22 protein-coding genes and 1 tRNA gene are annotated in these 21,030 nt (G+C 48.6%); 16 read left to right on the top strand and 7 right to left on the bottom strand.

Annotated elements, in window-relative coordinates; genetic code table 11:
- Window positions 1–4 precede the first annotated feature (4 nt).
- A tRNA-Arg gene (locus tag BZG80_RS01555) sits at window positions 5–80 on the bottom strand.
- Window positions 81–130: 50 nt separating this feature from the next.
- The gene (locus BZG80_RS01550) at window positions 131–1,264 is read right to left on the bottom strand and encodes a flagella assembly protein FlgT (protein WP_077678602.1); all 1,134 of its coding nucleotides are present in this window, start codon (window positions 1,262–1,264) and stop codon (window positions 131–133) included.
- A 211-nt stretch (window positions 1,265–1,475) separates the two neighbouring features.
- On the opposite strand from BZG80_RS01550, the gene BZG80_RS01545 reads away from it, so the two are divergent.
- Together BZG80_RS01545 and BZG80_RS01540 are read left to right on the top strand one after the other, a co-directional pair.
- Window positions 1,476–2,111, top strand: a complete 636-nt coding sequence (locus BZG80_RS01545) for a FlgO family outer membrane protein (RefSeq protein WP_021023026.1) — start codon at window positions 1,476–1,478, stop codon at window positions 2,109–2,111.
- A 25-nt stretch (window positions 2,112–2,136) separates the two neighbouring features.
- Window positions 2,137–2,571, top strand: a complete 435-nt coding sequence (locus BZG80_RS01540) for an LPP20 family lipoprotein (RefSeq protein WP_021023027.1) — start codon at window positions 2,137–2,139, stop codon at window positions 2,569–2,571.
- Between the two features lie 208 nt (window positions 2,572–2,779).
- Here BZG80_RS01540 and BZG80_RS01535 read toward each other — a convergent pair whose 3' ends face one another.
- The 3 genes from BZG80_RS01535 to flgA all read right to left on the bottom strand — a co-directional run bounded on the left by BZG80_RS01535 (window position 2,780) and on the right by flgA (window position 4,334).
- The gene (locus BZG80_RS01535) at window positions 2,780–3,214 is read right to left on the bottom strand and encodes a flagella synthesis protein FlgN (RefSeq protein ID WP_077678601.1); all 435 of its coding nucleotides are present in this window, start codon (window positions 3,212–3,214) and stop codon (window positions 2,780–2,782) included.
- Between the two features lie 15 nt (window positions 3,215–3,229).
- Window positions 3,230–3,553 (bottom strand): flagellar biosynthesis anti-sigma factor FlgM, encoded by a 324-nt coding sequence (gene flgM / locus BZG80_RS01530; RefSeq protein ID WP_021023029.1) that lies wholly within the window; start codon window positions 3,551–3,553, stop codon window positions 3,230–3,232.
- 88 nt (window positions 3,554–3,641) lie between these two features.
- Complete coding sequence (gene flgA / locus BZG80_RS01525) at window positions 3,642–4,334, bottom strand: flagellar basal body P-ring formation chaperone FlgA (RefSeq protein WP_077460291.1); 693 nt, start codon at window positions 4,332–4,334, stop codon at window positions 3,642–3,644.
- Window positions 4,335–4,457: 123 nt separating this feature from the next.
- On the opposite strand from flgA, the gene BZG80_RS01520 reads away from it, so the two are divergent.
- The 13 genes from BZG80_RS01520 to flgL all read left to right on the top strand — a co-directional run bounded on the left by BZG80_RS01520 (window position 4,458) and on the right by flgL (window position 17,210).
- The gene (locus BZG80_RS01520; RefSeq protein WP_077678600.1) at window positions 4,458–5,381 is read left to right on the top strand and encodes a chemotaxis protein CheV; all 924 of its coding nucleotides are present in this window, start codon (window positions 4,458–4,460) and stop codon (window positions 5,379–5,381) included.
- A gap of 26 nt (window positions 5,382–5,407) precedes the next feature.
- Window positions 5,408–6,235, top strand: a complete 828-nt coding sequence (locus tag BZG80_RS01515) for a CheR family methyltransferase (protein WP_077678599.1) — start codon at window positions 5,408–5,410, stop codon at window positions 6,233–6,235.
- Between the two features lie 186 nt (window positions 6,236–6,421).
- Complete coding sequence (gene flgB, locus BZG80_RS01510; RefSeq protein ID WP_021023033.1) at window positions 6,422–6,817, top strand: flagellar basal body rod protein FlgB; 396 nt, start codon at window positions 6,422–6,424, stop codon at window positions 6,815–6,817.
- A 3-nt stretch (window positions 6,818–6,820) separates the two neighbouring features.
- Entirely contained in the window at window positions 6,821–7,234 is a 414-nt protein-coding gene (gene flgC, locus BZG80_RS01505; RefSeq protein ID WP_021023034.1) for a flagellar basal body rod protein FlgC, read from the top strand.
- Window positions 7,235–7,248: 14 nt separating this feature from the next.
- Window positions 7,249–7,992 carry a flagellar hook assembly protein FlgD gene (gene flgD / locus BZG80_RS01500; protein ID WP_077460294.1) on the top strand — a complete coding sequence of 248 codons (744 nt, stop codon included), beginning with the start codon at window positions 7,249–7,251 and terminating at the stop codon, window positions 7,990–7,992.
- Between the two features lie 24 nt (window positions 7,993–8,016).
- Entirely contained in the window at window positions 8,017–9,330 is a 1,314-nt protein-coding gene (flgE, locus tag BZG80_RS01495; RefSeq protein WP_077678598.1) for a flagellar hook protein FlgE, read from the top strand.
- Between the two features lie 169 nt (window positions 9,331–9,499).
- Window positions 9,500–10,249: a flagellar basal body rod protein FlgF gene (locus tag BZG80_RS01490; RefSeq protein WP_077669108.1), complete on the top strand. Its 750-nt coding sequence runs from the start codon at window positions 9,500–9,502 to the stop codon at window positions 10,247–10,249.
- A gap of 22 nt (window positions 10,250–10,271) precedes the next feature.
- On the top strand, window positions 10,272–11,060 hold the full coding sequence (flgG, locus tag BZG80_RS01485) for a flagellar basal-body rod protein FlgG (protein WP_077678597.1): 789 nt from the start codon (window positions 10,272–10,274) through the stop codon (window positions 11,058–11,060).
- Window positions 11,061–11,087: 27 nt separating this feature from the next.
- Window positions 11,088–11,882, top strand: a complete 795-nt coding sequence (locus tag BZG80_RS01480) for a flagellar basal body L-ring protein FlgH (RefSeq protein ID WP_445177058.1) — start codon at window positions 11,088–11,090, stop codon at window positions 11,880–11,882.
- Between the two features lie 25 nt (window positions 11,883–11,907).
- Entirely contained in the window at window positions 11,908–12,996 is a 1,089-nt protein-coding gene (locus BZG80_RS01475) for a flagellar basal body P-ring protein FlgI (protein WP_021023040.1), read from the top strand.
- Between the two features lie 9 nt (window positions 12,997–13,005).
- A complete protein-coding gene (flgJ, locus tag BZG80_RS01470; RefSeq protein ID WP_077660440.1) occupies window positions 13,006–13,956 on the top strand; it encodes a flagellar assembly peptidoglycan hydrolase FlgJ in 951 nt (316 codons plus the stop codon).
- A 170-nt stretch (window positions 13,957–14,126) separates the two neighbouring features.
- The gene (gene flgK, locus BZG80_RS01465; RefSeq protein WP_077678596.1) at window positions 14,127–16,004 is read left to right on the top strand and encodes a flagellar hook-associated protein FlgK; all 1,878 of its coding nucleotides are present in this window, start codon (window positions 14,127–14,129) and stop codon (window positions 16,002–16,004) included.
- A gap of 12 nt (window positions 16,005–16,016) precedes the next feature.
- A complete protein-coding gene (gene flgL, locus BZG80_RS01460) occupies window positions 16,017–17,210 on the top strand; it encodes a flagellar hook-associated protein FlgL (RefSeq protein ID WP_021023043.1) in 1,194 nt (397 codons plus the stop codon).
- A gap of 105 nt (window positions 17,211–17,315) precedes the next feature.
- Here flgL and BZG80_RS01455 read toward each other — a convergent pair whose 3' ends face one another.
- Together BZG80_RS01455 and BZG80_RS16190 are read right to left on the bottom strand one after the other, a co-directional pair.
- Window positions 17,316–19,418, bottom strand: a complete 2,103-nt coding sequence (locus tag BZG80_RS01455; RefSeq protein WP_077678595.1) for a tetratricopeptide repeat protein — start codon at window positions 19,416–19,418, stop codon at window positions 17,316–17,318.
- A gap of 119 nt (window positions 19,419–19,537) precedes the next feature.
- On the bottom strand, window positions 19,538–19,666 hold the full coding sequence (locus tag BZG80_RS16190; RefSeq protein WP_274533700.1) for a hypothetical protein: 129 nt from the start codon (window positions 19,664–19,666) through the stop codon (window positions 19,538–19,540).
- 221 nt (window positions 19,667–19,887) lie between these two features.
- On the opposite strand from BZG80_RS16190, the gene BZG80_RS01450 reads away from it, so the two are divergent.
- The gene (locus tag BZG80_RS01450; protein WP_021023046.1) at window positions 19,888–21,030 is read left to right on the top strand and encodes a flagellin; all 1,143 of its coding nucleotides are present in this window, start codon (window positions 19,888–19,890) and stop codon (window positions 21,028–21,030) included.

Raw genomic sequence — 21,030 nt, 5'->3', positions numbered from 1 at the left:
AGGATGGCGCTCCCACAGGGACTCGAACCCCGATCGATCGCTTAGGAGGCGACTGCTCTATCCTGTTGAGCTATGAGAGCGTGCGGCCATTATACGTAAAAACAGGCGCGATTTAAGCGCCTGTTTTTATTTAGTTAAGCCCTTTGGTCACTATGTCGCCAATTTGAATGCTGCCGGTTAAGGTTTGAGGCTGAATCACAGCTTCAGCACTACTCTCATACACGCGAGCCACGGTCAGGGTGATACCGCTTTTGCGGCGCTGAGTGCGTACAATCCCTAAATCATCAGTGAAAGAAGCGACATGCCATAGGTTTAATTGATCACCTTGCTGCACACCATTCACACGGCCTACATTAATTTGCGCAATATTGTCTTTTAATGACACTATTTTAGGCTTACTGGCACGGCAAGCCAGTGAAGACTCGAGATCCAACAAAATATTTCGGCTCATCCGGCGCGCCATCTGCCCATAGGGTGATTGCCAAAACCGTGCCGTTTGCGTATCGACTTGGCTGTGTCGCTCAAACGGCCATTGCGCGATATCACGATAGCGGCGTTGGAAGATCACTTCCCCGCTCTCACTGTCCATCGCTTGTACATTGACCGCTAATTGTCGATTATTTTTAGCTTTACCGAAGCCACTATCATCCGTGGTGGCAGATAAGTCGGTGATCGCACCTGTCACAACAAACTGCGCGTCTTTGTCGTCCGCCAGCATGGTAATCGCGTTTGGCATATTGGGTGATACATCAACATTGGCGATCCCGCGTCCCACAAAACTTTGTGCATGCTGTTTAACTTCACGGCTCAACAGAACTGAAAAGTCATCACCGAATTGATAGATCCCACCTAACGCTGCCTGCTGTGGCGACATAATGGGGAAACGGGTTAACACTATGCCTTTTTTATACTGGGTTTTGTGGCAAGCGTTTGCCGAGGGGTAGATATCTAGCCGCAGGTTAACCACATAATTGCCACCTTGCGTGCCTTCCTCCAGCACTTGCACCTCGCGCACCGCGTTACCGCTAAATAGATAGTCAGGTTTTACTTGTGTATAAAAACGTTTGAGCTGCTGAAGGCTCCCCACATCGGCACCCGCAAAACGAATGGCGTCAAAAGTTGCCGCTTCGAGTGCGCGCACGCGCGCCGCTTGCTGGCTTTCGAGTATAGGGGAACTGGCGGATACCTCATACCAGGCAGCTTGCGTGAACGGAGTGACAACAAAGCTAACAACCAGTGTTAGCCGCGCCAAAAGGGTTTTCATAGTCAAGATCTCACTTAGTGGGTACGGAAATTGCTTTAACTTCATTAACGCGTAGGGTAACGGCCTACCAATAAGATGACGCAAAGACGCTGATGCAAGTTGTGTTCCTAAATGAGAATGAGCAATCTAAGGTAAAGGTTTGACGACATTGACCGATACACTAGATAACACACTTGTCTCACATCGATGACTGAGCGCGGAGCATGATACGATGAAAAAGTGGATAGTGGCGATAGTAGCGCTATTGGTAACGGGCTGTGCTTATACGCCTATTTATAACGGTAAAGAGCCGTATTCAGGCAGTGAGTTTTTTCTTAAGCAGCGGCCACGCCACACACTCGACTATTTTTTAAATAGCATGGCGGATGAACTTTTAGCGACGAATGCTTATTTGACGGCACGCACACCGCTGGCCGTGACTTCGTTTGTCGATCTGCAAAATATGGGCGAAACAAACTGGTTAGGAAACACTGTCACCGAAGGGTTGATTTACCAGATGCAAAGCCGTGGTTTTACGGTGGTAGACTTTAAGTCAACGGGCGCTATTCGGGTCACAGAAGAAGGTGATTTCACGATCAGCCGTGACTGGAAGGAGCTCGATCCTGAGCAGCAAATCGACTATGTATTAACAGGCACCATGCTGCGTCAAGGCGGTGGGGTGCTCGTCAATGCGCGTGTTATCGGTATGGAGTCGCGTGTGGTTGTCGCCTCAGCGCAAGGGTTTTTACCCGCGGACCGGATTGGCCGTGATATCGATAGCTTGTACAAGGTGCGTAAACGTGATGGTGTGATCATTCGCGACGATCAAAACCGCATGAAACGTGAAACCGTCGTACTAAAGCCTTAGCACAGGAAAAGAGTAAGGTAGATAAATGTTTAAAAGACATGGATTACTTTTCGCCGCATTATTGATGCTCTCTGCATGTCAGCCTCTTACCAGAATGAAAGAAGAAAGCATTATTTCGGCGGTTGGCATGGCCTCGATCAGCGCCCAACAAGGTGCGACCCAAGAAGACAAAGAAACACGGGCGATGCGCGCGTCTAAAGTGGACGCCTACAAAGAGTTGAGCGAGCAAGTTTATGGATTGCGGATAAGCAGCCGTGCGAGCGTTAACGATCAAAGTCTAGGTCGTGACAGCACGCAAGGCGCCGTCGATGGCATTATTCGCGGCGCCGAAGTGGTGGCGAGTTACAAAGTTGGTGATAGTTACGTCACAGAGCTCGAACTGAACCTAGATACAATGCAAAAAATGAAACGCTATGGTGAGTCACAGCAGGTGCCAACCAACAACTCTATTATCTTCTAATGGCGCTGTCTGATTTTCCAATAATATGTGCGTGAACAACGACAATAAAGCGGGCCAAGTGCTCGCTTTTTTAGTTGGCTGATTGATTGTGATTAAAAACGACCGTTGCTTAATCTGTTTTTCGCGTTGGGACGGTTGAAGCTTTAATAGATGGCAAATATTTGACGCGCAGGCTTAGAGAGGGCGAGGGGAAGATGGACAGCGCTTTTTAGGCTTTGATGTTAGTGCCGAGTGTTTTTCTCCCTGATGCATTGCCGTCCTGGTTGTAAGTCAGCTCTGATTTGCCACCGCTTTCTTGGAACAAGTTGCGCAGACGATGAATGCTTAAGCTGGCTCGTTGCAATGCAACGCCGTTGGTTTCGTTTTGTTGTTTACAGGTGGACAAACACGTTTGGATCGCGCTGATGTGTTCACGCATGGTTTCGTCATGATGGAGTGAATCACGTTCAGAGTGACGACTGATTTGCGCATCATTTCGCTGGATTTCATTGATTAACGCTTGTTTTTCTTTCGCGATGGTTTCGATATCATCCGATACACGGCTCGCGATGATACTGGCTTCTTTTTCAAGGAGCGTTTGCAGCGCTTGAACACACTCACGCTGTTGCTCGACAAGCGTCATTAAAGGCGCAGTAGGACTCATAACCACTCCGTCAGCTTAGCTTTCGTTTAGATCATTCTCAAAGCGCATCATGTTGGCAGCCAGCTTGTCAGCATCCACTCTATACGAACCGTTAGCAATCGCTTGCTTGATTTGCTCAACCTTCGCACTATCAAAGTGGGGCTCGGCGGCCATTTCTTGATTCATTTTGTCGATCTTCTGGCTTTGTTGGCTTAATGAAACAGCATCGTCTTGAGATTTCACTCCCTGCTGTTCACGGACCGCGCCGCCTTGTGTCTCTTGTGTTTTGGTCTGGTTACTGGTGTTTCGTGTGGTGGTCAGCGCTTGCTGGTTACCACGTAGTTGATCAATACTCGCCATAACATTGCCTTACTGTCAGTCGCTTTTGAGTCCGTCGCTCAGCATATCGGCACATTTTGCAGTTACTTTAGCATTGAGACGTAAAAAGTCAGAAATTAACCGTTACTTCGCCGACCGCTGAGATTGTAGCATCGACGAGACGTTTAGATTTGTTGTTCTTGACTTTTATTTGCTCACCTAGCGCTCCATCACTTAATGCCGTGCCTTTTGCAACAATATTGAGTCCGTTTCCTTGTGCAGTGATTAAAACGTCATCATTTCGACACACCGCACAGACATCACTACTGCTAATCGGTTCGCCCATCCCCACCGTCCGTTTGACTTTGGAACCAATCAAGCGGGCGGGCTGAGTATAGGTTCTACCGCGTTGAAACCGACTATTTACCATTTGAATGGCAAGATCATTTGAAGCAATAGTCATGCCACGATTAAGAGGCCGCTTCGCCACGACCGAGGGTGTCATCAGCTCAATCTTAACCGGAATGTACACTTGCCAGTTGTCTTGATCACAAGACACCATCACAGTAACCGACGTATTAAGCTGTTGTCGTCCAGGCACATCGGTATCCAAAGGAACAGGGCAGTCTGTTAAACGCATGCGAGAATCCAGATTACCTGCTGTAATATCGATTTTGCCGTTTTTGGGCACAGAAATAATGTCTGCAACATGTTTTTCTGCTGCATCTTGTACCGCTTCAATTTGACTTACTGTTGCAGCGGCTATACTTAGGCTAAAGCTTGCGAGCAAAGTGACGCTAAATAAGCGTAATATCTTGGACATAGTTCCAAACCATCGGTAGCGGACAAAGAAGAAATTTCCCTTCTTTCTCGAGAGTCATGTGATTACCCACTATGATTACCATGCTACTCTACAAAAAAAATGGGGCAATATGGAGTTTATCTTATGACAGGTGGTGTTCTTGATTCGGTCAACCAACGTACGCAGTTGGTGGGGCAGAACCGCTTAGAGTTGTTGACTTTCCGCCTGATGAGAAACCAACGCTTTGGCATTAATGTCTTTAAAGTCAAAGAGGTCTTGCAGTGTCCGCGATTGACGGCGATGGCGAATTTGCATCCTCTTGTCAAAGGCGTGGCCCATATTCGAGGTCAAACGATCTCTGTCATTGATATGAGCCTTGCAACGGGTGGGCCAGCTATTCCCGATCCTGAAAATCGATTTGTGATCATTTCAGAGTTTAACCGATCCATGCAAGGATTCTTGGTAGGTTCTGTTGAGCGCATTGTTAATATGAATTGGGAAAAAATACTGCCCCCGCCACAGGGAACGGGCCGCTCGCATTATCTGACAGCCGTCACTGAAATCGATAATGAGCTGGTTGAAGTGCTTGATGTCGAAAAAATCCTCAACGAAATCGCCCCAGTGAATGAGGACATCAGTGAAGAAGTCTTGTCAAAACGTGAAGAGCGAGAGGAAAGCGCGCCTAGTCAAGTTTTGGTAGCGGATGATTCCAGTGTCGCGCGTCGACAAGTGAAACGTGCTGTAGAAAGTGTCGGCTATGACGTTATCCTCGTGCAAGATGGCAAAGAAGCGCTCGATAAGCTGAAAGAAATGGCTGCAGAGGGGAGTATCTATAGCCAGTTGGCCTTGGTGATATCCGATATCGAAATGCCTGAAATGGATGGGTACACGCTCACAACTGAGATTAGAAAAGATTCGAGTCTTAAAGATCTTCATGTAGTATTGCACTCATCACTAAGTGGGGTTTTTAACGAGGCGATGGTTCAGCGCGTCGGAGCCAACTCGTTTATCGCTAAGTTCGATCCAGATGAGCTGGGATCTACCGTCCTTGAAGCGGTTAAGTCGTAACGTAACCAGAGCGATTGAGTGAATTAATGACAAATGTAGCAATCAGTGATCAAGAATATCGAGACTTCTGTAGGCATCTCGAGTCCAAGTGTGGGATCGTACTCGGAGACAGTAAACAGTATCTGGTGCGTAGCCGCCTGAGCCCACTTGTGAATAAATTTGGCTTGGCGTCACTGTCGGAGCTGGTCAAGTCGGTCATCACTGGACGAAATCGTGAATTAGCTGTCGCGGCCATTGATGCGATGACGACCAACGAGACGTTATGGTTTCGTGATACCTATCCGTATGAAGTCTTGGCACATCGTTTACTTCCAGAGCTGGCGAAAGCACGTAAACCAATCAAAATTTGGTCGTCAGCCAGTTCATCGGGGCAAGAGCCTTATTCGATTGCCATGACGGTCGCAGAAACACAGCAGCGAAAACCTGGGATGCTGAGCAGTGTCAGTATTACCGCGACAGATATTTCCACGTCGATGTTAGAGGCGTGTCGGCAGGGCATCTACGACAACTTAGCGTTGGGCCGCGGTTTATCTCCAGAGCGTCGCCGCACTTTTTTTGAAGATGTGGGTGACGGCAAAATGCGGGTCAAAGACAATATCAAGCGAATGGTGACTTTCCGTCCGCAAAACCTGATGGAAAGCTACAGTTTGCTGGGCAAGTTCGACATTATTTTCTGTCGTAATGTCTTGATTTACTTTTCTCCGGATATGAAAGCCAAGGTGCTTAATCAAATGGCAGGGGCGCTCAACCCCGGTGGGTATCTTATTCTCGGGGCGTCGGAGTCACTCACTGGTTTAACCGATAAGTTTGAGATGATCCGTTGTAATCCAGGCATCATCTACAAGTTAAAATAGTATTTTAAAAAGCGGCACAGTGTTTGCCGCTTTTTTGTTTAACACCTGCCTCCTCGCTGCATTATGTCGAAGTATGAGTGCTTCGAACCCGCGTCCTACCTAGTGTTCACTTTAAAAAACAGTGCTAAATCGAAACTTGGCACTTTGTTTGCTTTATTCTATTCAGTAAGAATTCGGAGGTTGTCCATGGCGATTACATTTGACAATGCATTGGGTGTGCACCAGCACACCGTTGGCGTAAGAGGAAAGCGGGCAGAGACCTTGTCTAGCAATATCGCTAATGCCAACACGCCAGGCTACAAAGCGCAAGATATTGACTTTCAACGCGCGCTCAAGGCGGCAAGCTCCGAGGCAAGTATTGGCCTAAGTCGCACAAATGAGCGGCACATCGCTGCCTCTAGCCGGGTGACCGGAGAGAAAAAGTACCGTGTCCCATCACAGCCGGATACGGGCGATGGTAATACGGTTGATGCGCAGCTAGAAAAGAATTTGTTCATGCAGAACGCACTGGAATACCAGGCCTCACTCGATTTTCTTGGCTCTAAGTTCAAGAATATGAAGAAGGCATTGAATGGGAAATAATCGATGAGTTTGTTTAATATTTTTAACGTGTCGGGATCGGCCATGAGCGCCGAATCAGTACGATTGAACACCACATCAAGCAACCTGGCCAATGCCAATTCGGTGAGTAGCTCTGCTGAAGAGACATACCGAGCACGGCATCCCATTTTCTCTGCGGAGCTTAATCGCTTTAAGCAGCAGGGCGAAAGTGTGCCGGTCAACATTGATGGTATTGTCGAAAGCCAGAAACCATTACGCGCGGAATATAACCCCAACCATCCGATGTCGAATGACGAGGGGTATATTTTTAAACCGAACGTGAATGTGATGGAAGAGATGGCGAACATGATTTCTGCGTCGCGATCTTACCAAACCAATGTTCAGGTGGCCGATGCGAGTAAACAAATGCTGATGCGTACGCTTCAGATGGGTCAGTAATGTAGGAGGCGAAGATGGCCGGAATTGACGGTACAGGTTCAAGTAACGGACTGTCCTACATTGACCAGCTAAAGGCGCAGCAAGAGAAAAAACTGCAAGAGAAGCAAGACTCGACCACGGGTAAGCAAGCACTCGAACAGGAAGACTTTCTCAAATTGCTCACCAAGCAGCTGTCACAGCAGGATCCGTCCAAACCTGTCGATAACGACAAGATGATCTCGCAGATGGCGTCGTTTGCCACGGTAGAGGGCATCGGCAAAATGAACAAGCAGTTTGATACGTTCAATGAGTCGATTACGTCCAACCAGGCATTACAAGCGTCATCGTTAGTAGGGCGTGACGTGCTAGTTCCCGGCTCCACCGGTGTGAAAGGTGAAACGGGCGGTGTCGCGGGCATGGTGAAGCTGCCTCAAGCGCTAGATAATGTCAGTGTTCGAATTGAGAACGAACAAGGACAACTATTGAGAACGTTCAGTATGGGTGCCAAACCACCAGGTGATCATCGCGTCGAGTGGGATGGGATGGATGACAACGGCAATCCTATGCCGGAGGGCACTTACAAGCTCAAGGTGAGTGGCATGGTTGATGGACAGACACAAGAGTTTGATGTGTCCACCTATGCCAATGTGAACAGTGTTTTGTTGGGGAATGGTGGTGGCAATGTGATGTTAAATATTGCTGGCTTTTCCTCACCGATGAAACTGGCTGAAGTGCTAGAGGTCGGTAACGCCGACGTCGGTAATGTGACGAAAGGCTGACCGATTTATTAGGAGTGAAAAGCAATGGGTTTTAATATTGCGTTAAGTGGCCTTGGTGCGGCCCAGAAAGACATGAACACCACCAGTAACAACATTTCTAATGCCAATACCTATGGCTTTAAGGAATCTCGCGCAGAGTTTGGTGATGTGTATTCGACGTCGATCTTCTCAAACTCGAAGACTACCAACGGCACAGGTGTTCAAACATCGACCGTGGCGCAGCAATTCCACGAAGGCTCGAGTATTTATACCAATAATCCGCTCGATTTGCGGATTAGCGGCAATGGCTTCTTCGGTGTGTCAAATGACAAGCTACAAAACAATGATTACCATTTAACCCGCAACGGTGCTTTCCACCTTGATAAAAATAACGACATTATCAATTCCGAAGGTCAGTACTTGCTTGGTTACAACGTCGATCCTGATACCCAGCAGGTCTCTTCTTATGAGCCTCAGTCTCTTAATGTACCGGATCAGTTTGGTCAGCCTCGTGCGTCACAAAATGTTGATATTGGTTTGAACTTACCAGCCGGCGGTGCACCAAAAGATCCGAATCAGTTTAATTTTGAAGATCCTGAAACCTACAACAAGCAAACTTCTGCGACGGTTTATGATTCGCTCGGTCAGCCGTACAAGTTGTCGACATATTATGTGAAAGGTAACGATACGGCCAATCCCAATAGCTGGTCTGTGTTTTACACCATGACGGATCCTGAAGGTGAAAAGCCGGTGAATATCCAAGGTGGCAATTCAACTAATGCCACTGGACAGGTTGGTCACACCATCGACTTTAACTCAGATGGTTCAGTGAACAATATTAATGGCGGTAATCCGATCGTGACCGATGCCTTGGGCCCAACAGGCGCTGGATTAGAGATGAACGGTGCCAACGGTGATCAGCAGCTCACGCTCAACTTTGATAACCCGACTCAGTATGCCGCGCCGTTTGAGATGCGCAAATTTTCTGATGATGGGGCGACGACGGGCTATCTGACTAAGGTCGACATTGATCCAAAAGGAACCATTATGGCGACCTACAGTAATGGTGAAAACGTCGCATTAGGTCGGGTTGGTATGGTGCGAGTCGCCAACCAGCAAGGCTTAGCACAGGTAGGTAATACTCAGTGGGATATCACCCAAGACTCGGGCGATCCCATTTTTGGTGAGGCGATGCAAGGCGCATTTGGTCAAGTGAAAAGCGGGACCATTGAGCAATCCAACATAGATATGACTCAAGAGCTGGTCGATTTGATCACCGCGCAACGTAATTTCCAAGCGAACTCGCGAGCGCTGGAAGTGAGTAACCAGATGCAACAGAATATCTTGCAAATCCGTTAAGCTCGCTTTTATTGCCGCCTGCCTATCAGGCGGCAAGTCCTCGCCTTCGTTTACTGCTTTTATCTCCCCTTTCTTGATTTTCTCTTTCTATCTTTCTGAAAAACATGCATTTAATTAATGGCACGCTCCTTGCTTTGTTACCTACAGAACGATTGTGGAGGCAACCAATATGGATCGCGCGTTATACCTCGCCATGAGTGGCGCTAAGCAAGATATGCAGGCAATGCAGTTGCGCGCCAACAACCTAGCTAATGTCAGTACCACGGGATTCCGAGCTGATCTTGAGCAGTCTCGCTCTATGCAAGCTTACGGTGAGGGGTTACCAAGCCGAGTTTTTAATATGACTGAGCGACCTGGTTATAGCTTCGAGCAAGGCTCCACCATCACAACCGGCCGTAATCTTGATGTGGCCGTTCAAGGTGAAGGCTGGATGTCGGTATTAGACAGCCAAGGCCAAGAAGGCTACACCCGTGCCGGTCACTTGAAAGTGGATCAAACTGGGTTACTGCAGAACAGTAACGGCAATCTCATTTTGGGTGAAAATGGTGGGCCGATCTTTATTCCTTTGCCGGCGGCAAGAATTGAAGTCGGAAAAGAGGGGGGCGTCTCGGTATTGCCCCAGGGGGCGCCGCCTGATGCTATGGAAATGGTGGATAGAATTAAACTCGTTCGCCCAGATAACCAAGACCTTTTCAAAGATAAAAATGGGGTATTTAAGCCCAAAGAACCTGGCACCGTATTTCCAGCGGATGCAGGCGTGACGTTACAAACGGGAGCTTTAGAGGGCAGTAACGTTAACGCAGTGGGTGAAATGACGGGGCTGATTGACTTGCAACGTCACTTTGAGATGCAAGTGAAGTTAATGAAAACCACAGAAAAAATGGACGAGTCGTCTTCATCGTTATTGCGGCTTGGCTAAGGTTTATTAAGAGGAAGTAATTATGCATCCAGCATTATGGGTCAGCAAAACCGGACTTGATGCGCAGCAAACTAATATTTCGACGATTTCGAATARCCTAGCCAACGCATCGACGGTCGGTTTTAAAAAGTCACGCGCGGTATTTGAAGATCTTTTTTATCAAAACATTAATCAACCGGGCGGCCAATCATCTCAGAACACAGAGCTGCCGAGTGGTTTGATGTTGGGGGCAGGGTCAAAGGTCGTTGCCACTCAGCGTGTCCATACCAATGGTAATGTACAAACAACAGACAATGCGCTCGACATGATGATCGAAGGCGATGGCTTTTTCCAAGTGTTGCTCCCCGACGGCAACATGGGTTACCAACGCAATGGTCAGTTCACCCTCAACGATGAGGGGACTATCGTTACCTCAGGGTCGGGCTATACACTGGAGCCTGAAATCACGATACCGGATGATGCTGTGCAGGTGACCGTCGGCACGGATGGCGAAGTCTCTGTCCGTTTGCGCGGTCAGCAAGAAAACCAAGTCTTGGGTCAAATCACGACGGTGGATTTTATTAACCCAGGTGGTTTGGAGCCGGTTGGTCAGAATATCTACCTACCCACGGGCGCCAGTGGTGATCCGCAAGAAGGCGTACCAGGCCTGAATGGGTTTGGCGAAGTAAAACAATCGATGCTCGAAACTTCAAACGTCAATGTGACCGAAGAACTGGTCAATATGATCGAAGCCCAACGTGTTTATGAGATGAACTCTAAAGTTATCTCATCCGTTGACCAGATGCTCAGTTACGTAAATCAACAGTTATAAGCATGGTGAAGGTATAAGGGGGCAATGATGACGGTGCAACGTGGATTAATATCGGGCCTTTTCTTTGCCACGCTCCTAGGGATGGGCGGTTGTTCATTGCCGGGGCAGCAAGATACAGGCAGTGATCTTGACCAAGCCACCTCGACCACGGATGCGGTTGAAGGCGATACAACACCGGAAGGTGAGGGCTTGATTGGTTTGTTACGTCAACGTGAAGATCCCAAAGCTGACGATCCGTCTTGGTCTCCGATTCGCCCGCAACAGCCTCCGGAGCACTATGCAACGGCGACAGGATCTTTGTTTAATACCAGCCAACAGCGTGATTTATATAATGGCTCAAAACCCAGTGGACTTGGGGATATCGTGACGGTCATGCTTGAGGAAAACACTCAGGCTCAAAAAAGTGCGAGCTCCGATTTGGCCAAGTCAAACGACTTGAGCATGGATCCTCTGTCCTTAGGAGGGGAAGAAATCACCATTGGCGAGCGCACCTTGTCGTATGAAGTGAGCAATGATAATTCATCAACGGGTTCTTCATCGGCAGATCAAAGTAATAGTCTGCAAGGCTCTATTTCGGTACAAGTGATTAATGTGTTGGCCAATGGCAACTTAATGGTGCGCGGCGAAAAATGGTTAACGCTGAACTCAGGCGATGAATACATTCGCTTGAGCGGTACCATTCGACCCGCCGATATTGGTCCGGATAACACCATTGCTTCAACCCGTATATCCAATGCCAGAATTCAATATTCCGGTACCGGCGAGCGACAAGATACCCAAGAACAAGGCTGGTTGGCACGATTCTTTAATGTCACCTTGTAGCCCTATATTGTGACGGAGAGTTGACGTGAAAAAGTGGTTGTTATCGATAGTCTTGCTGGTTGTAGCCACACCAAGTCTTGCGGCTCGAATAAAAGACGTTGCCGAGGTTGCTGGGGTCAGGAGTAACACGTTGACGGGCTATGGTTTAGTGGTCGGTTTGCCGGGGACAGGTGAAAGCACTGATTTTACTGACCAAAGTTTTAAGTCGATGCTAAATAACTTTGGTATCGAACTTCCTACTGATACAACCCCTCAATCAGACAATATCGCCGCAGTCGCAGTGACCGCAGACCTCCCTGCGTTTGCCAAACAGGGTCAAAAACTTGACGTGACTGTGTCATCGATTGGCTCGGCGGAAAGTTTAAGAGGGGGAACCTTGCTCCAAACCTTTCTGAAAGGGCTGGATGGCAACGTCTATGCCACCGCACAAGGCAACTTAATTGTCGGTGGGTTTAGTGCCACGGGGGCCGATGGCTCACAACTGGTGGGGAATACCCCTACTGTGGGTCGAATCACGAACGGAGCCTCGGTCGAGCGCGAAGTGCCGAATCCATTTGGTCGAGGTGATCACCTTACCTTTAATCTTTTTCAATCCGACTTTACCACCGCTCAACGTATGGCGGATGCGATTAACCGCTTTCTAGGACCATCAACAGCGTCTGCGATGGATGCTACGTCGGTGCGTGTCAGAGCGCCACGTGATGTGAGCCAGCGGGTCGCGTTTTTATCCACCTTAGAAAATATTGAATTTCAACCTGGAGATGGTGCGGCTAAAATCATCGTCAATTCTCGTACGGGCACCATTGTGGTGGGACAAAATGTGCGCCTTCGTCCAGCTGCAATTACGCATGGCGGCATGACCGTCTCGATTCAAGAAGACTTTAATGTCGATCAGCCCAACCCACTCGGTGGTGGGGAAGCGGTAGTCACACCGGATACCGAGATCAATGTCGAAGAAGAAGAAGGGCGAATGTTCCACTTTAAACCAGGCGTGACCTTGGACGATTTAGTTCGCGCAGTCAATGGCGTGGGGGCAGCCCCCTCAGACTTGATGGCCATCTTGCAAGCGCTAAAGCAAGCGGGTGCCATCGATGGCCAGTTGATAGTCATATAAGGGACAGCAATGAAATCTCCTGTTGATAGTCAATTTGTACACGATATTAGCCAGCTTGATTCGTTGCGCCGTCAAGCGACTAAGAATGGCGATGGCGATAAAAGTGCCGCATTACGCTCTGCGGCAGAGCAATTTGAAGCCTTGTTCACCCAGATGCTGTTTAAATCAATGCGTGATGCCAATGAAGCGTTCGAGTCCGATCTCATCGACGATCGCACCTCTAAGTTTTATGAGCAAATGGCAGACGAACAAATGGCAAGTGAGCTCAGCCGAGAGGGATCGCTGGGGCTGGCTGATATGATTGTGGAACAACTGGGCCAGGCTCTGGGCGATAGTGAACCTGACTTGGAAGATGCGGCGCGCACATCGGCGCAATCTTTGCCTTTGGATCAAAATCGAAGTCGAGAGGCGGCAGAAAAAGCGATTGCCGCGCTGGATAGCCAGTCGATTGCCCCACCGGCAGCGGGAAGTGAGGCGGGACAACGTAATGAAGGCTTTGATTCGCCTGCCGCATTTGTTGATACATTAGCGCCTCATGCACGACGCGCGGCGCGGGCACTTGGCACCGATCCAGCAATCATTTTAGCACAAGCTGCCTTGGAAACCGGCTGGGGTAAAAAAGTGATCGCCAATGCCCGTGATAACAGCCATAACTTGTTCAATATTAAAGCGGATCCACGCTGGAGCGGAGACAAAGTCGCGACGCAAACACTCGAAGTGTATGATGGGATCCCGGTGAAAGAAACGGCGAGTTTCCGCGCGTATCCATCCTATCAAGAGAGTTTTGATGATTTTGTTTCGTTTTTACGAGAGAACCCCCGTTACGAGCAAGCCCTGTCTCAATCTGCGCAACCTGAACAGTTTATTCGCGAACTCCACCAAGCGGGCTATGCCACTGATCCTGAGTATGCCGACAAAGTTATCCGTGTGCTCGATCAAGTCCGTGGCATGATGGAATAATTGAGCGGCAGGCAAAGGCTTGCCGTTTTTTATTTCAGCTTGATTTTTGATGCCTTTAAATCAGTTAATATATTGTTTTACATCGCTTTAAAACCCCTCTATCTTCTCTGGCCTGATTTTTGCTTTACTTTGATTATCTCGTTTTAATTGCCGGGTTACTTGGAGGCACAATGGGCTTGGACCTGCTTTCCCTTGGATCGCAAGGCGTACTGACTGCGCAGCGACAGCTGAATACAACAGGTCACAATATCTCTAACGTGAATACGGAGGGGTATAGCCGTCAATCCGTTGAGCAACAAACCAATGATCCGCAATTTTGGGGTGGCAACAATTACGGTACCGGTGTTCACGCTGCTGCGGTACGCCGTAACTATGATAAGTTCGCGGTTAATGAACTGAATGTGACGACCTCGAACTTGTCTCACGCCGCCGCGCGCAACGATCAACTCGGTCGACTCGACGATATGATGGCGCATTCAGCCAAAAAAATTCCTGAAAACATGAATGAATTCTATGGCGCGGTTAAAGGGTTAACTGACAGCCCCAGTGATATGGGGGCGCGAAAAGTCGTGCTCGAAAAAGCGCGAATGGTCGCTGCCGGCATGAATGACGTTTATGGCGTGTTACAGCAGCAATCAATTGATACCTCGTCACAAATTGATGCCACGGTAAAGCGAATGAACGACATCGGCCAAGAGCTGGTGGATGTGCATAAGGCAATACTTAAAACCCCCGCCGAAGCTAATGACCTATTGGACCGTCATGATAAATTGATCCGAGAGCTGTCTGAGTACACCCAGGTAAGCGTGAATGCACGCGAAGATGGTCTTTTTAATGTCATCATTGGCAGTGGCCATATGCTGGTATCCGGGATGAATAGCAGTGAGTTAACTACCTTGCCGGGTGAGCCGGATCATCAAGAGCGTCGTTTAGCCCTCGTTGAAGGTAAGAGTGTGAAAGCCATTTCGAATAGCGATATTCGCGGTAAACTTGGTGCATTATTTGAGTACCGTGATGACACACTCAGCCAAGCGCGTGACGAGTTAGGCCGAATGTCGATTGGGTTTTCTCAGGCGTTGAATGATTTGCAGGGACAAGGCTTCGATCTTAATGGTGAAGTGGGCAAAAATATCTTTACCGATTTTAACAGTGATCGCATCGCCCGTTCTCGCGTGGTTCAAAACGGTGACTCCACCGCGGACCTTAAAGTTTATATCGATGATTTGCAAAAGCTTAAACCGGGTGACTATCAACTTAAGTTCGATGGCACACAATATACGCTGACCGCCCCAGACGGCAAACAAGCCGCCGTTACCCCTAGTGGTACGCCTCCCAGCTTCAATGTCGACGGAATGCGTGTTCAAATTGATGCAGGATTGGCGGCCAATGAGCGAGTATTAATTCGCCCGGCACGGTCAGCGGCAGGGCAAATGCGGGTGGCGATGGAAGATCCTGCTGATATTGCCGCACAAAGCTATATTAGTGGTAGCTCGGTGAGTAAAGGTGAGGGCGACGTCCGTGTACTGCAAAGTGGCGGACAAAAAGAATTTCAAGTTCGAATCTCACCGGATGGCAGCCAATTTGCGGTGACAGACACCAAAGGTCAAATCTTGGTTGCGCCTCAAGCTTATCCACCTGGTGGGCCGATAGACGTGAATGGGACCGTGATTGATCTTAATGATAAAGCGGTGCCTGACGATGTCTTGGCCGTAAGCTTGATCCCGGCGGATGGCGACAACAGTAACTTAATTCGCATGCAAGAGTTGCAAACGCAAAAGTTGATGGATAATGGCCGCTCCACCGTGCTTGATGTCTATGAAGGGCTGAGTACCGATTTAGGGGTGCAAAAAGCGTCGTATGAGCGTTTGCAGGATGTGAGTATGGTTGAACATGATGCGGCAGAAGGACGTGTCGCCCAAGTGTCTGGGGTTAACCTTGATGAAGAGGCGGCGAATATGATGAAGTTTCAACGCGCTTATATGGCGGCGTCACGCATCATGACTGCGGCCAATGAAACCTTTGATTCTCTGCTCAATGCAACGCGATAAGGGTCGATCAGTATGATTAGTCGTATTGCTAGTTTTCATAATTACCAATCTGTCTCCAACGACATTATGCGCCAAAATGTAAAGGTGCAAGATAATCAGGAGCAAATGGCGACCGGAAAACGTGTGATCACATCCGGCGATGACCCCGTCTCATCAATCTATATTCAGAACTTTCGCCAGCAAGATGAGCAGATTGATCAGTTTATTGATTCGATCACCTTGGCGAGAAATCGTCAAACACGTGAAGAGATCGCTATTGATGAATCAGAGCAAATCATGGATGGCGCCAAGCGTAAAGTGATGGCGATGATTAATGGTTCGTTATCGGTGGAAGACCGCACTGCGCACCGCCAAGATCTGCAAGGAATGTTTGATAACTTTATGGACTTGGTGAACACCAAGGACGAGTCAGGCAACTTCTTGTTCTCCGGCACCCAAACCAGTACCCAGCCTTTTTATCGTGATACCCAAGGCAATGTCCGTTATGCCGGCGACAGTTACTTTCGTACGGCTCAAGTAGCGCCTGCAGTAGAAGTGCCGACCTCCGATCCCGGCGATAAGATGTTTATGGAAATTGATAACCCTTTTGGCGATTATCAACCGGAATACGATCTTGAAGATGGATCTCTGCTGTTGCTGGCAAACGCGGAAAATAGCAATGATGCTGATACGGCCAACTATTCGGTGTCGTTTGATGTGAATGCGAGTGGTGATACCACGTACTCACTGATGCAAGATGGCACCGAAGTCAGTGCTGGCCTGTACGATCCGCAAACCGGCATTGAGTGGAACACGCTCAAAATGACCTTTGAAGGTGAGATGGGGCCGGGTGATACTATCAACTTAGAAAGACAAGATAGCTTCAATATCTTCGATGCGTTTAAAAATGGTGCGGCTTTATCGTATGCGGATATCGATGATGCCTCGGCAACGGCAGAGCTCCATCAAGTCACTGAGCAGTTTTCAGCCGCCTTTAAACACTTGAACAAAGCACGCTCAGAAGTGGGAACGCGGTTGACCACGCTCGATCGACAAGAAAGCATGCATAAAGATTTTAAATTAGTGTTGAATCGCTCTTTGGGTACCATGGAAGATTTAGATTATACCCAAGCCGCCATTGATATGAACGAAGATATGCTGGCACTGCAAGCGTCCCAGCAGGCCTTTGCTAAGACTAAAGATCTTTCGTTGTTTAATTATATCTAACCCAAGGTTGAAGCCTTAGGTTACCGCAAAGTATCAGGGATGAATAAAAAACGGGGCCGTCTCAGCGGCCCCGTTTTTATTGGTGGAGGCTGATTCTCCCTCTTTTTACCGACCGAGATCGTCAACCATACGGCGTGCTATCGCATCAAGCAGTGGCTGTTTGTCTTTGATCATTGGCGGATAACTAAACGCATACTCTGCGTAGCCTGGCATCGACTCTGGCGTTTGTATATCGCTCTCTTTATGGCCGGCAAAAAACACATAGCAAGGTGTGCCGACGGCAACCGTCAGCCGATGCACCGCTGTCCCCGCAGTAAATACCCCCGAGAGCTGTTTGATCGCATGCGCGGTCCCCATAAAATCATTTTTAAGATCCAATCCGGGCAGTGACACGATCTCAACGCCCGTTTGTTTTTTGATTTTACTCAGCTCTTTTTCACACTCACCATATTGTAAATTGACAAACTGGGCGTTAGGACAAAGCTGGCGAACGGCTTTTATCCAGCCTGCTAATTCTTCAGCCACCAAGTAGTGAATGTTACGGGTGGCAGCCGCAAGACCACTGCGCCAGCATAGCCCAAACACAGGCCCTTTCTGATGCAATTTAGCTAACGGTGCTATCCAAGGCGCATGGGGTGCGACATCAGGAACAATATAGGTTTGCTGATAAAGATGACGGTCAAAGTGGTGATAGCACAACCCTGCCAGTGATCCACCGGCCACCCAACTATCAATGTCAGCGAGAACATGCTCAGGGACGAAAATATCTTTTCCATCTTTGCGAGAAATCGGCACAATTTCTGTACTTGGAAATGCTTGACTCAGTAAGGGCTCTAGACGCGGATCGCAGCCAACGTACACTTTTCGAGCACGCTCAACCACCATTGACACGTTATGAAAATAGGCGAGTTCATCCCCGACACCTTGCTCAGGCATAATGAGTACGGCATCGGTTTGTGGTCGCGACAAATCCCAACGGGGTAAATCACCGTGGTATTTGAGTCGACGGCCGCAATCAAGTCCTGCTTCATTCGCCGAGTAAAACTTATCCCACGCCATTTGGGTACGATAGACAAAGGCAAGGTTAAACCGCAGCGCATGATCATCGGGTTGCGCCGCTAATAACGTTTCTAGGCGATGTTGGGCTTGTTCGATATTCCCCATATACCAATCGAGCTCGCCTAATTGTGCATTTAAGGTATTCGCTTGTTTATCGCTGACATGAACGAGAGCTTTCTCGTGGATCTGGTAGCAATCGGTCAATTTATCCTGCGTAAATTGATGATGCTGCTTGAGTCGCTCGAAGGTAGCACGGGCATAGGCATAGTGTAATTCTCCGCGCTCGGGGTCATCACGCAAACATTGCTTGGCCAGTTTACTCGCTTCCAACCAATTGGCTTCCTTGAGATACACCACCAACAGTTGGTGCAAAAAGGCTGGATCTTGAGTTTGCTTATGGGCTTGCAAGCAGCGTTGGCGAGCGCTTGTATACGCACCGAGCCCTGACTCTGCTCTTACCAAAAGCAGTTGCCACACTTGATGAGATTGCGCCTTGTCATTACCGCGTAATAAGAGCTGCTGGGCCTTACCGTATTCTTGTTCATCAAGCGCATGCTGAGCCAACGCCATCAATGCAGGAGGGTAGTCGGGCTCAAGCGTTAGTATCGTTTGATAAAGTTGTTCGCTTTGTGCCGTGTGGCCATCCTTCATCAAATTAGCGGCCAACGCCATGGTTTTGTTGATTTCCTCAGCCAGGCCTTGATTTTTAATTTGATGCAATTCATCACGCAAAGCATGTGTACGACGGCTCTCACCTTGCAAGCCAAGTTTTGCGGTTAATTGTTCACGTAAACTAAGGATATCTTGGTTGGTGGGAGCGGCGGCAAACAAAGCGTCGACAATGTCTAAGGCCGCTTTGTTGTGGCCTTGCTGGGTGAGCAGTTGCGCTTTGTCGAACAACAGAGAGTGATCATCAGGCGCGAGCGTAAGGGCATGTTCAAGATGTGTCATCGCTTGGCGATATTGCCCTTGTTCAGCGTCTAATACGGCGAGAACCTGCCGCACGGGAACGGTATCTGGTGCATGGCTCAGTATCTGTTCAAAAACTTGCCGTGCATCGACTTTATTGCCGTCTTGATAGAGGCGAATACCGAGCTGGAACGCGTCATCCAGCGTCATATTCGTTTGACCGTCGTTTTCTTGCGTCATCAGTGACTTCGTCCTGTTATTTATGATTGCCTCGACTTAGTGTCAAGACGCTGGTGGGATGATGAGTGTTAGATATCTGCAAAAAATATCTGCAAAAAATATGCCTTCTAGCTCAGTCGTTACCGGCGTTGGCCGCCTATTTGCAAGCGTACATCGACAAGCGATAGACCGGTCATGCCGGCAACCGAAGGCGAGGCGTTGCCGCTATATTGCCGCTGGTACAGAAAATCGGCAGATTCCGCTGTCATTATTGCGCTCTATTATACAAAAAAATCTAGTAAGATACTGATTTGGATATATTTTAAAAAGTTGGCACATATATTGTATTTAATCAACCAAGCGGCCAGTTTTTGAACGGGCTGAGACTAAAACTGATTAACAAGCTGTTCCCGCAGCACCGCCATTACACAGTGCAACACGTCGCGGGTAGGCTGTTTCGCAAAGCAAGCGAAAGTCAAAGGAGAGCAAAATGGGTGTAACAGTTAACACCAACGTGTCTGCGATGACTGCGCAGCGTTACCTGAATAAAGCGACCGATGAGTTGAACAATTCAATGGAACGTCTGTCGTCAGGTAGCCGAATCAACAGTGCTAAAGACGACGCGGCGGGTTTGCAGATATCTAACCGATTAGTGGCCCAAACTCGAGGGCTTGATGTGGCAATGCGGAACGCCAATGATGGTATCTCGATTGCCCAGACTGCCGAAGGGGCTATGCAAGAGTCTACCAATATTTTGCAGCGTATGCGGGACCTTTCCTTGCAATCTGCTAACGGTGCTAATGGTAAATCTGAACGTGTGGCTATCCAAGAAGAGGTCGAGGCACTGAAAGATGAGCTGAACCGAATTGCAGAAACGACAGCCTTTGGTGGACGTCGATTACTGAATGGTTCGTTTGGTGAAGCCTCGTTCCAAATTGGTGCGGATGCCGGTGAAGCGATCATTATGGGACTCTCGAGCATTCGTGCAGATGATTTCCGTATGGGTGGCGTAGAATTTGTTGGTGGTCAACCCAAATCAGCTGGCTGGGAAGTGGATGGTGCAGCCTCGACATTACAGCTGCAATTTACCACTAAAGAGGGTGAAAACGTCAGCTTAAGTATCGGCGCGAAAGCAGGCGATGATGTGGAAGAGCTGGCAAGCTATATCAACGGTCAGTCAGATGAAATGCTCACCGCCTCCGTTGACGAAGAAGGACAGCTGCAAATCTTTATTGAAGAGAATAAAGTCGCAGGTGCCGTCAATTTTAGTGGTGGACTCGCCGCCTCTCTGGGCATGGTTTCGGGTAACGGTGACTTAGTGACAGCGGCAGACCTCGATGTGTCCGATGTCGGTGGTGCTCAAATGGCTGTTGGCGTTGTCGATTCGGCGATGCGTTATATCGACAGTCAGCGGGCGGATTTGGGCGCGAAGCAAAATCGACTCAGCCACACCATTAGCAACTTGTCGAATATCCAGGAAAATGTGTCGGCTTCAAACAGTCGTATTCGAGACACAGACTTTGCGCGTGAAACGACGGCAATGACCAAAGGTCAAATCCTACAGCAGGCGGGTACCTCGATGCTGGCTCAGGCCAAACAGATGCCGCAAGCAGCATTGAACCTTCTGCAATAA

Source organism: Salinivibrio sp. MA440, assembly GCF_001996265.1.
Lineage (GTDB): Bacteria > Pseudomonadota > Gammaproteobacteria > Enterobacterales > Vibrionaceae > Salinivibrio > Salinivibrio costicola.
Note: the sequence above shows the minus strand (reverse complement) of the source record. Positions and strands in the feature narration are given on the sequence as shown.

What these genes read in the sequence shown, in the direction of transcription:
- BZG80_RS01550 (WP_077678602.1), bottom strand. Translation starts at nt 1,264, where the DNA reads ATGAAAACCCTTTTGGCGCGGCTAACACTGGTTGTTAGCTTTGTTGTC.
- BZG80_RS01545 (WP_021023026.1), top strand. Translation starts at nt 1,476, where the DNA reads ATGAAAAAGTGGATAGTGGCGATAGTAGCGCTATTGGTAACGGGCTGT.
- BZG80_RS01540 (WP_021023027.1), top strand. Translation starts at nt 2,137, where the DNA reads ATGTTTAAAAGACATGGATTACTTTTCGCCGCATTATTGATGCTCTCT.
- BZG80_RS01535 (WP_077678601.1), bottom strand. Translation starts at nt 3,214, where the DNA reads ATGAGTCCTACTGCGCCTTTAATGACGCTTGTCGAGCAACAGCGTGAG.
- flgM (WP_021023029.1), bottom strand. Translation starts at nt 3,553, where the DNA reads ATGGCGAGTATTGATCAACTACGTGGTAACCAGCAAGCGCTGACCACC.
- flgA (WP_077460291.1), bottom strand. Translation starts at nt 4,334, where the DNA reads ATGTCCAAGATATTACGCTTATTTAGCGTCACTTTGCTCGCAAGCTTT.
- BZG80_RS01520 (WP_077678600.1), top strand. Translation starts at nt 4,458, where the DNA reads ATGACAGGTGGTGTTCTTGATTCGGTCAACCAACGTACGCAGTTGGTG.
- BZG80_RS01515 (WP_077678599.1), top strand. Translation starts at nt 5,408, where the DNA reads ATGACAAATGTAGCAATCAGTGATCAAGAATATCGAGACTTCTGTAGG.
- flgB (WP_021023033.1), top strand. Translation starts at nt 6,422, where the DNA reads ATGGCGATTACATTTGACAATGCATTGGGTGTGCACCAGCACACCGTT.
- flgC (WP_021023034.1), top strand. Translation starts at nt 6,821, where the DNA reads ATGAGTTTGTTTAATATTTTTAACGTGTCGGGATCGGCCATGAGCGCC.
- flgD (WP_077460294.1), top strand. Translation starts at nt 7,249, where the DNA reads ATGGCCGGAATTGACGGTACAGGTTCAAGTAACGGACTGTCCTACATT.
- flgE (WP_077678598.1), top strand. Translation starts at nt 8,017, where the DNA reads ATGGGTTTTAATATTGCGTTAAGTGGCCTTGGTGCGGCCCAGAAAGAC.
- BZG80_RS01490 (WP_077669108.1), top strand. Translation starts at nt 9,500, where the DNA reads ATGGATCGCGCGTTATACCTCGCCATGAGTGGCGCTAAGCAAGATATG.
- BZG80_RS01480 (WP_445177058.1), top strand. Translation starts at nt 11,088, where the DNA reads ATGACGGTGCAACGTGGATTAATATCGGGCCTTTTCTTTGCCACGCTC.
- flgJ (WP_077660440.1), top strand. Translation starts at nt 13,006, where the DNA reads ATGAAATCTCCTGTTGATAGTCAATTTGTACACGATATTAGCCAGCTT.
- flgK (WP_077678596.1), top strand. Translation starts at nt 14,127, where the DNA reads ATGGGCTTGGACCTGCTTTCCCTTGGATCGCAAGGCGTACTGACTGCG.
- flgL (WP_021023043.1), top strand. Translation starts at nt 16,017, where the DNA reads ATGATTAGTCGTATTGCTAGTTTTCATAATTACCAATCTGTCTCCAAC.
- BZG80_RS01455 (WP_077678595.1), bottom strand. Translation starts at nt 19,418, where the DNA reads ATGACGCAAGAAAACGACGGTCAAACGAATATGACGCTGGATGACGCG.
- BZG80_RS16190 (WP_274533700.1), bottom strand. Translation starts at nt 19,666, where the DNA reads ATGACAGCGGAATCTGCCGATTTTCTGTACCAGCGGCAATATAGCGGC.
- BZG80_RS01450 (WP_021023046.1), top strand. Translation starts at nt 19,888, where the DNA reads ATGGGTGTAACAGTTAACACCAACGTGTCTGCGATGACTGCGCAGCGT.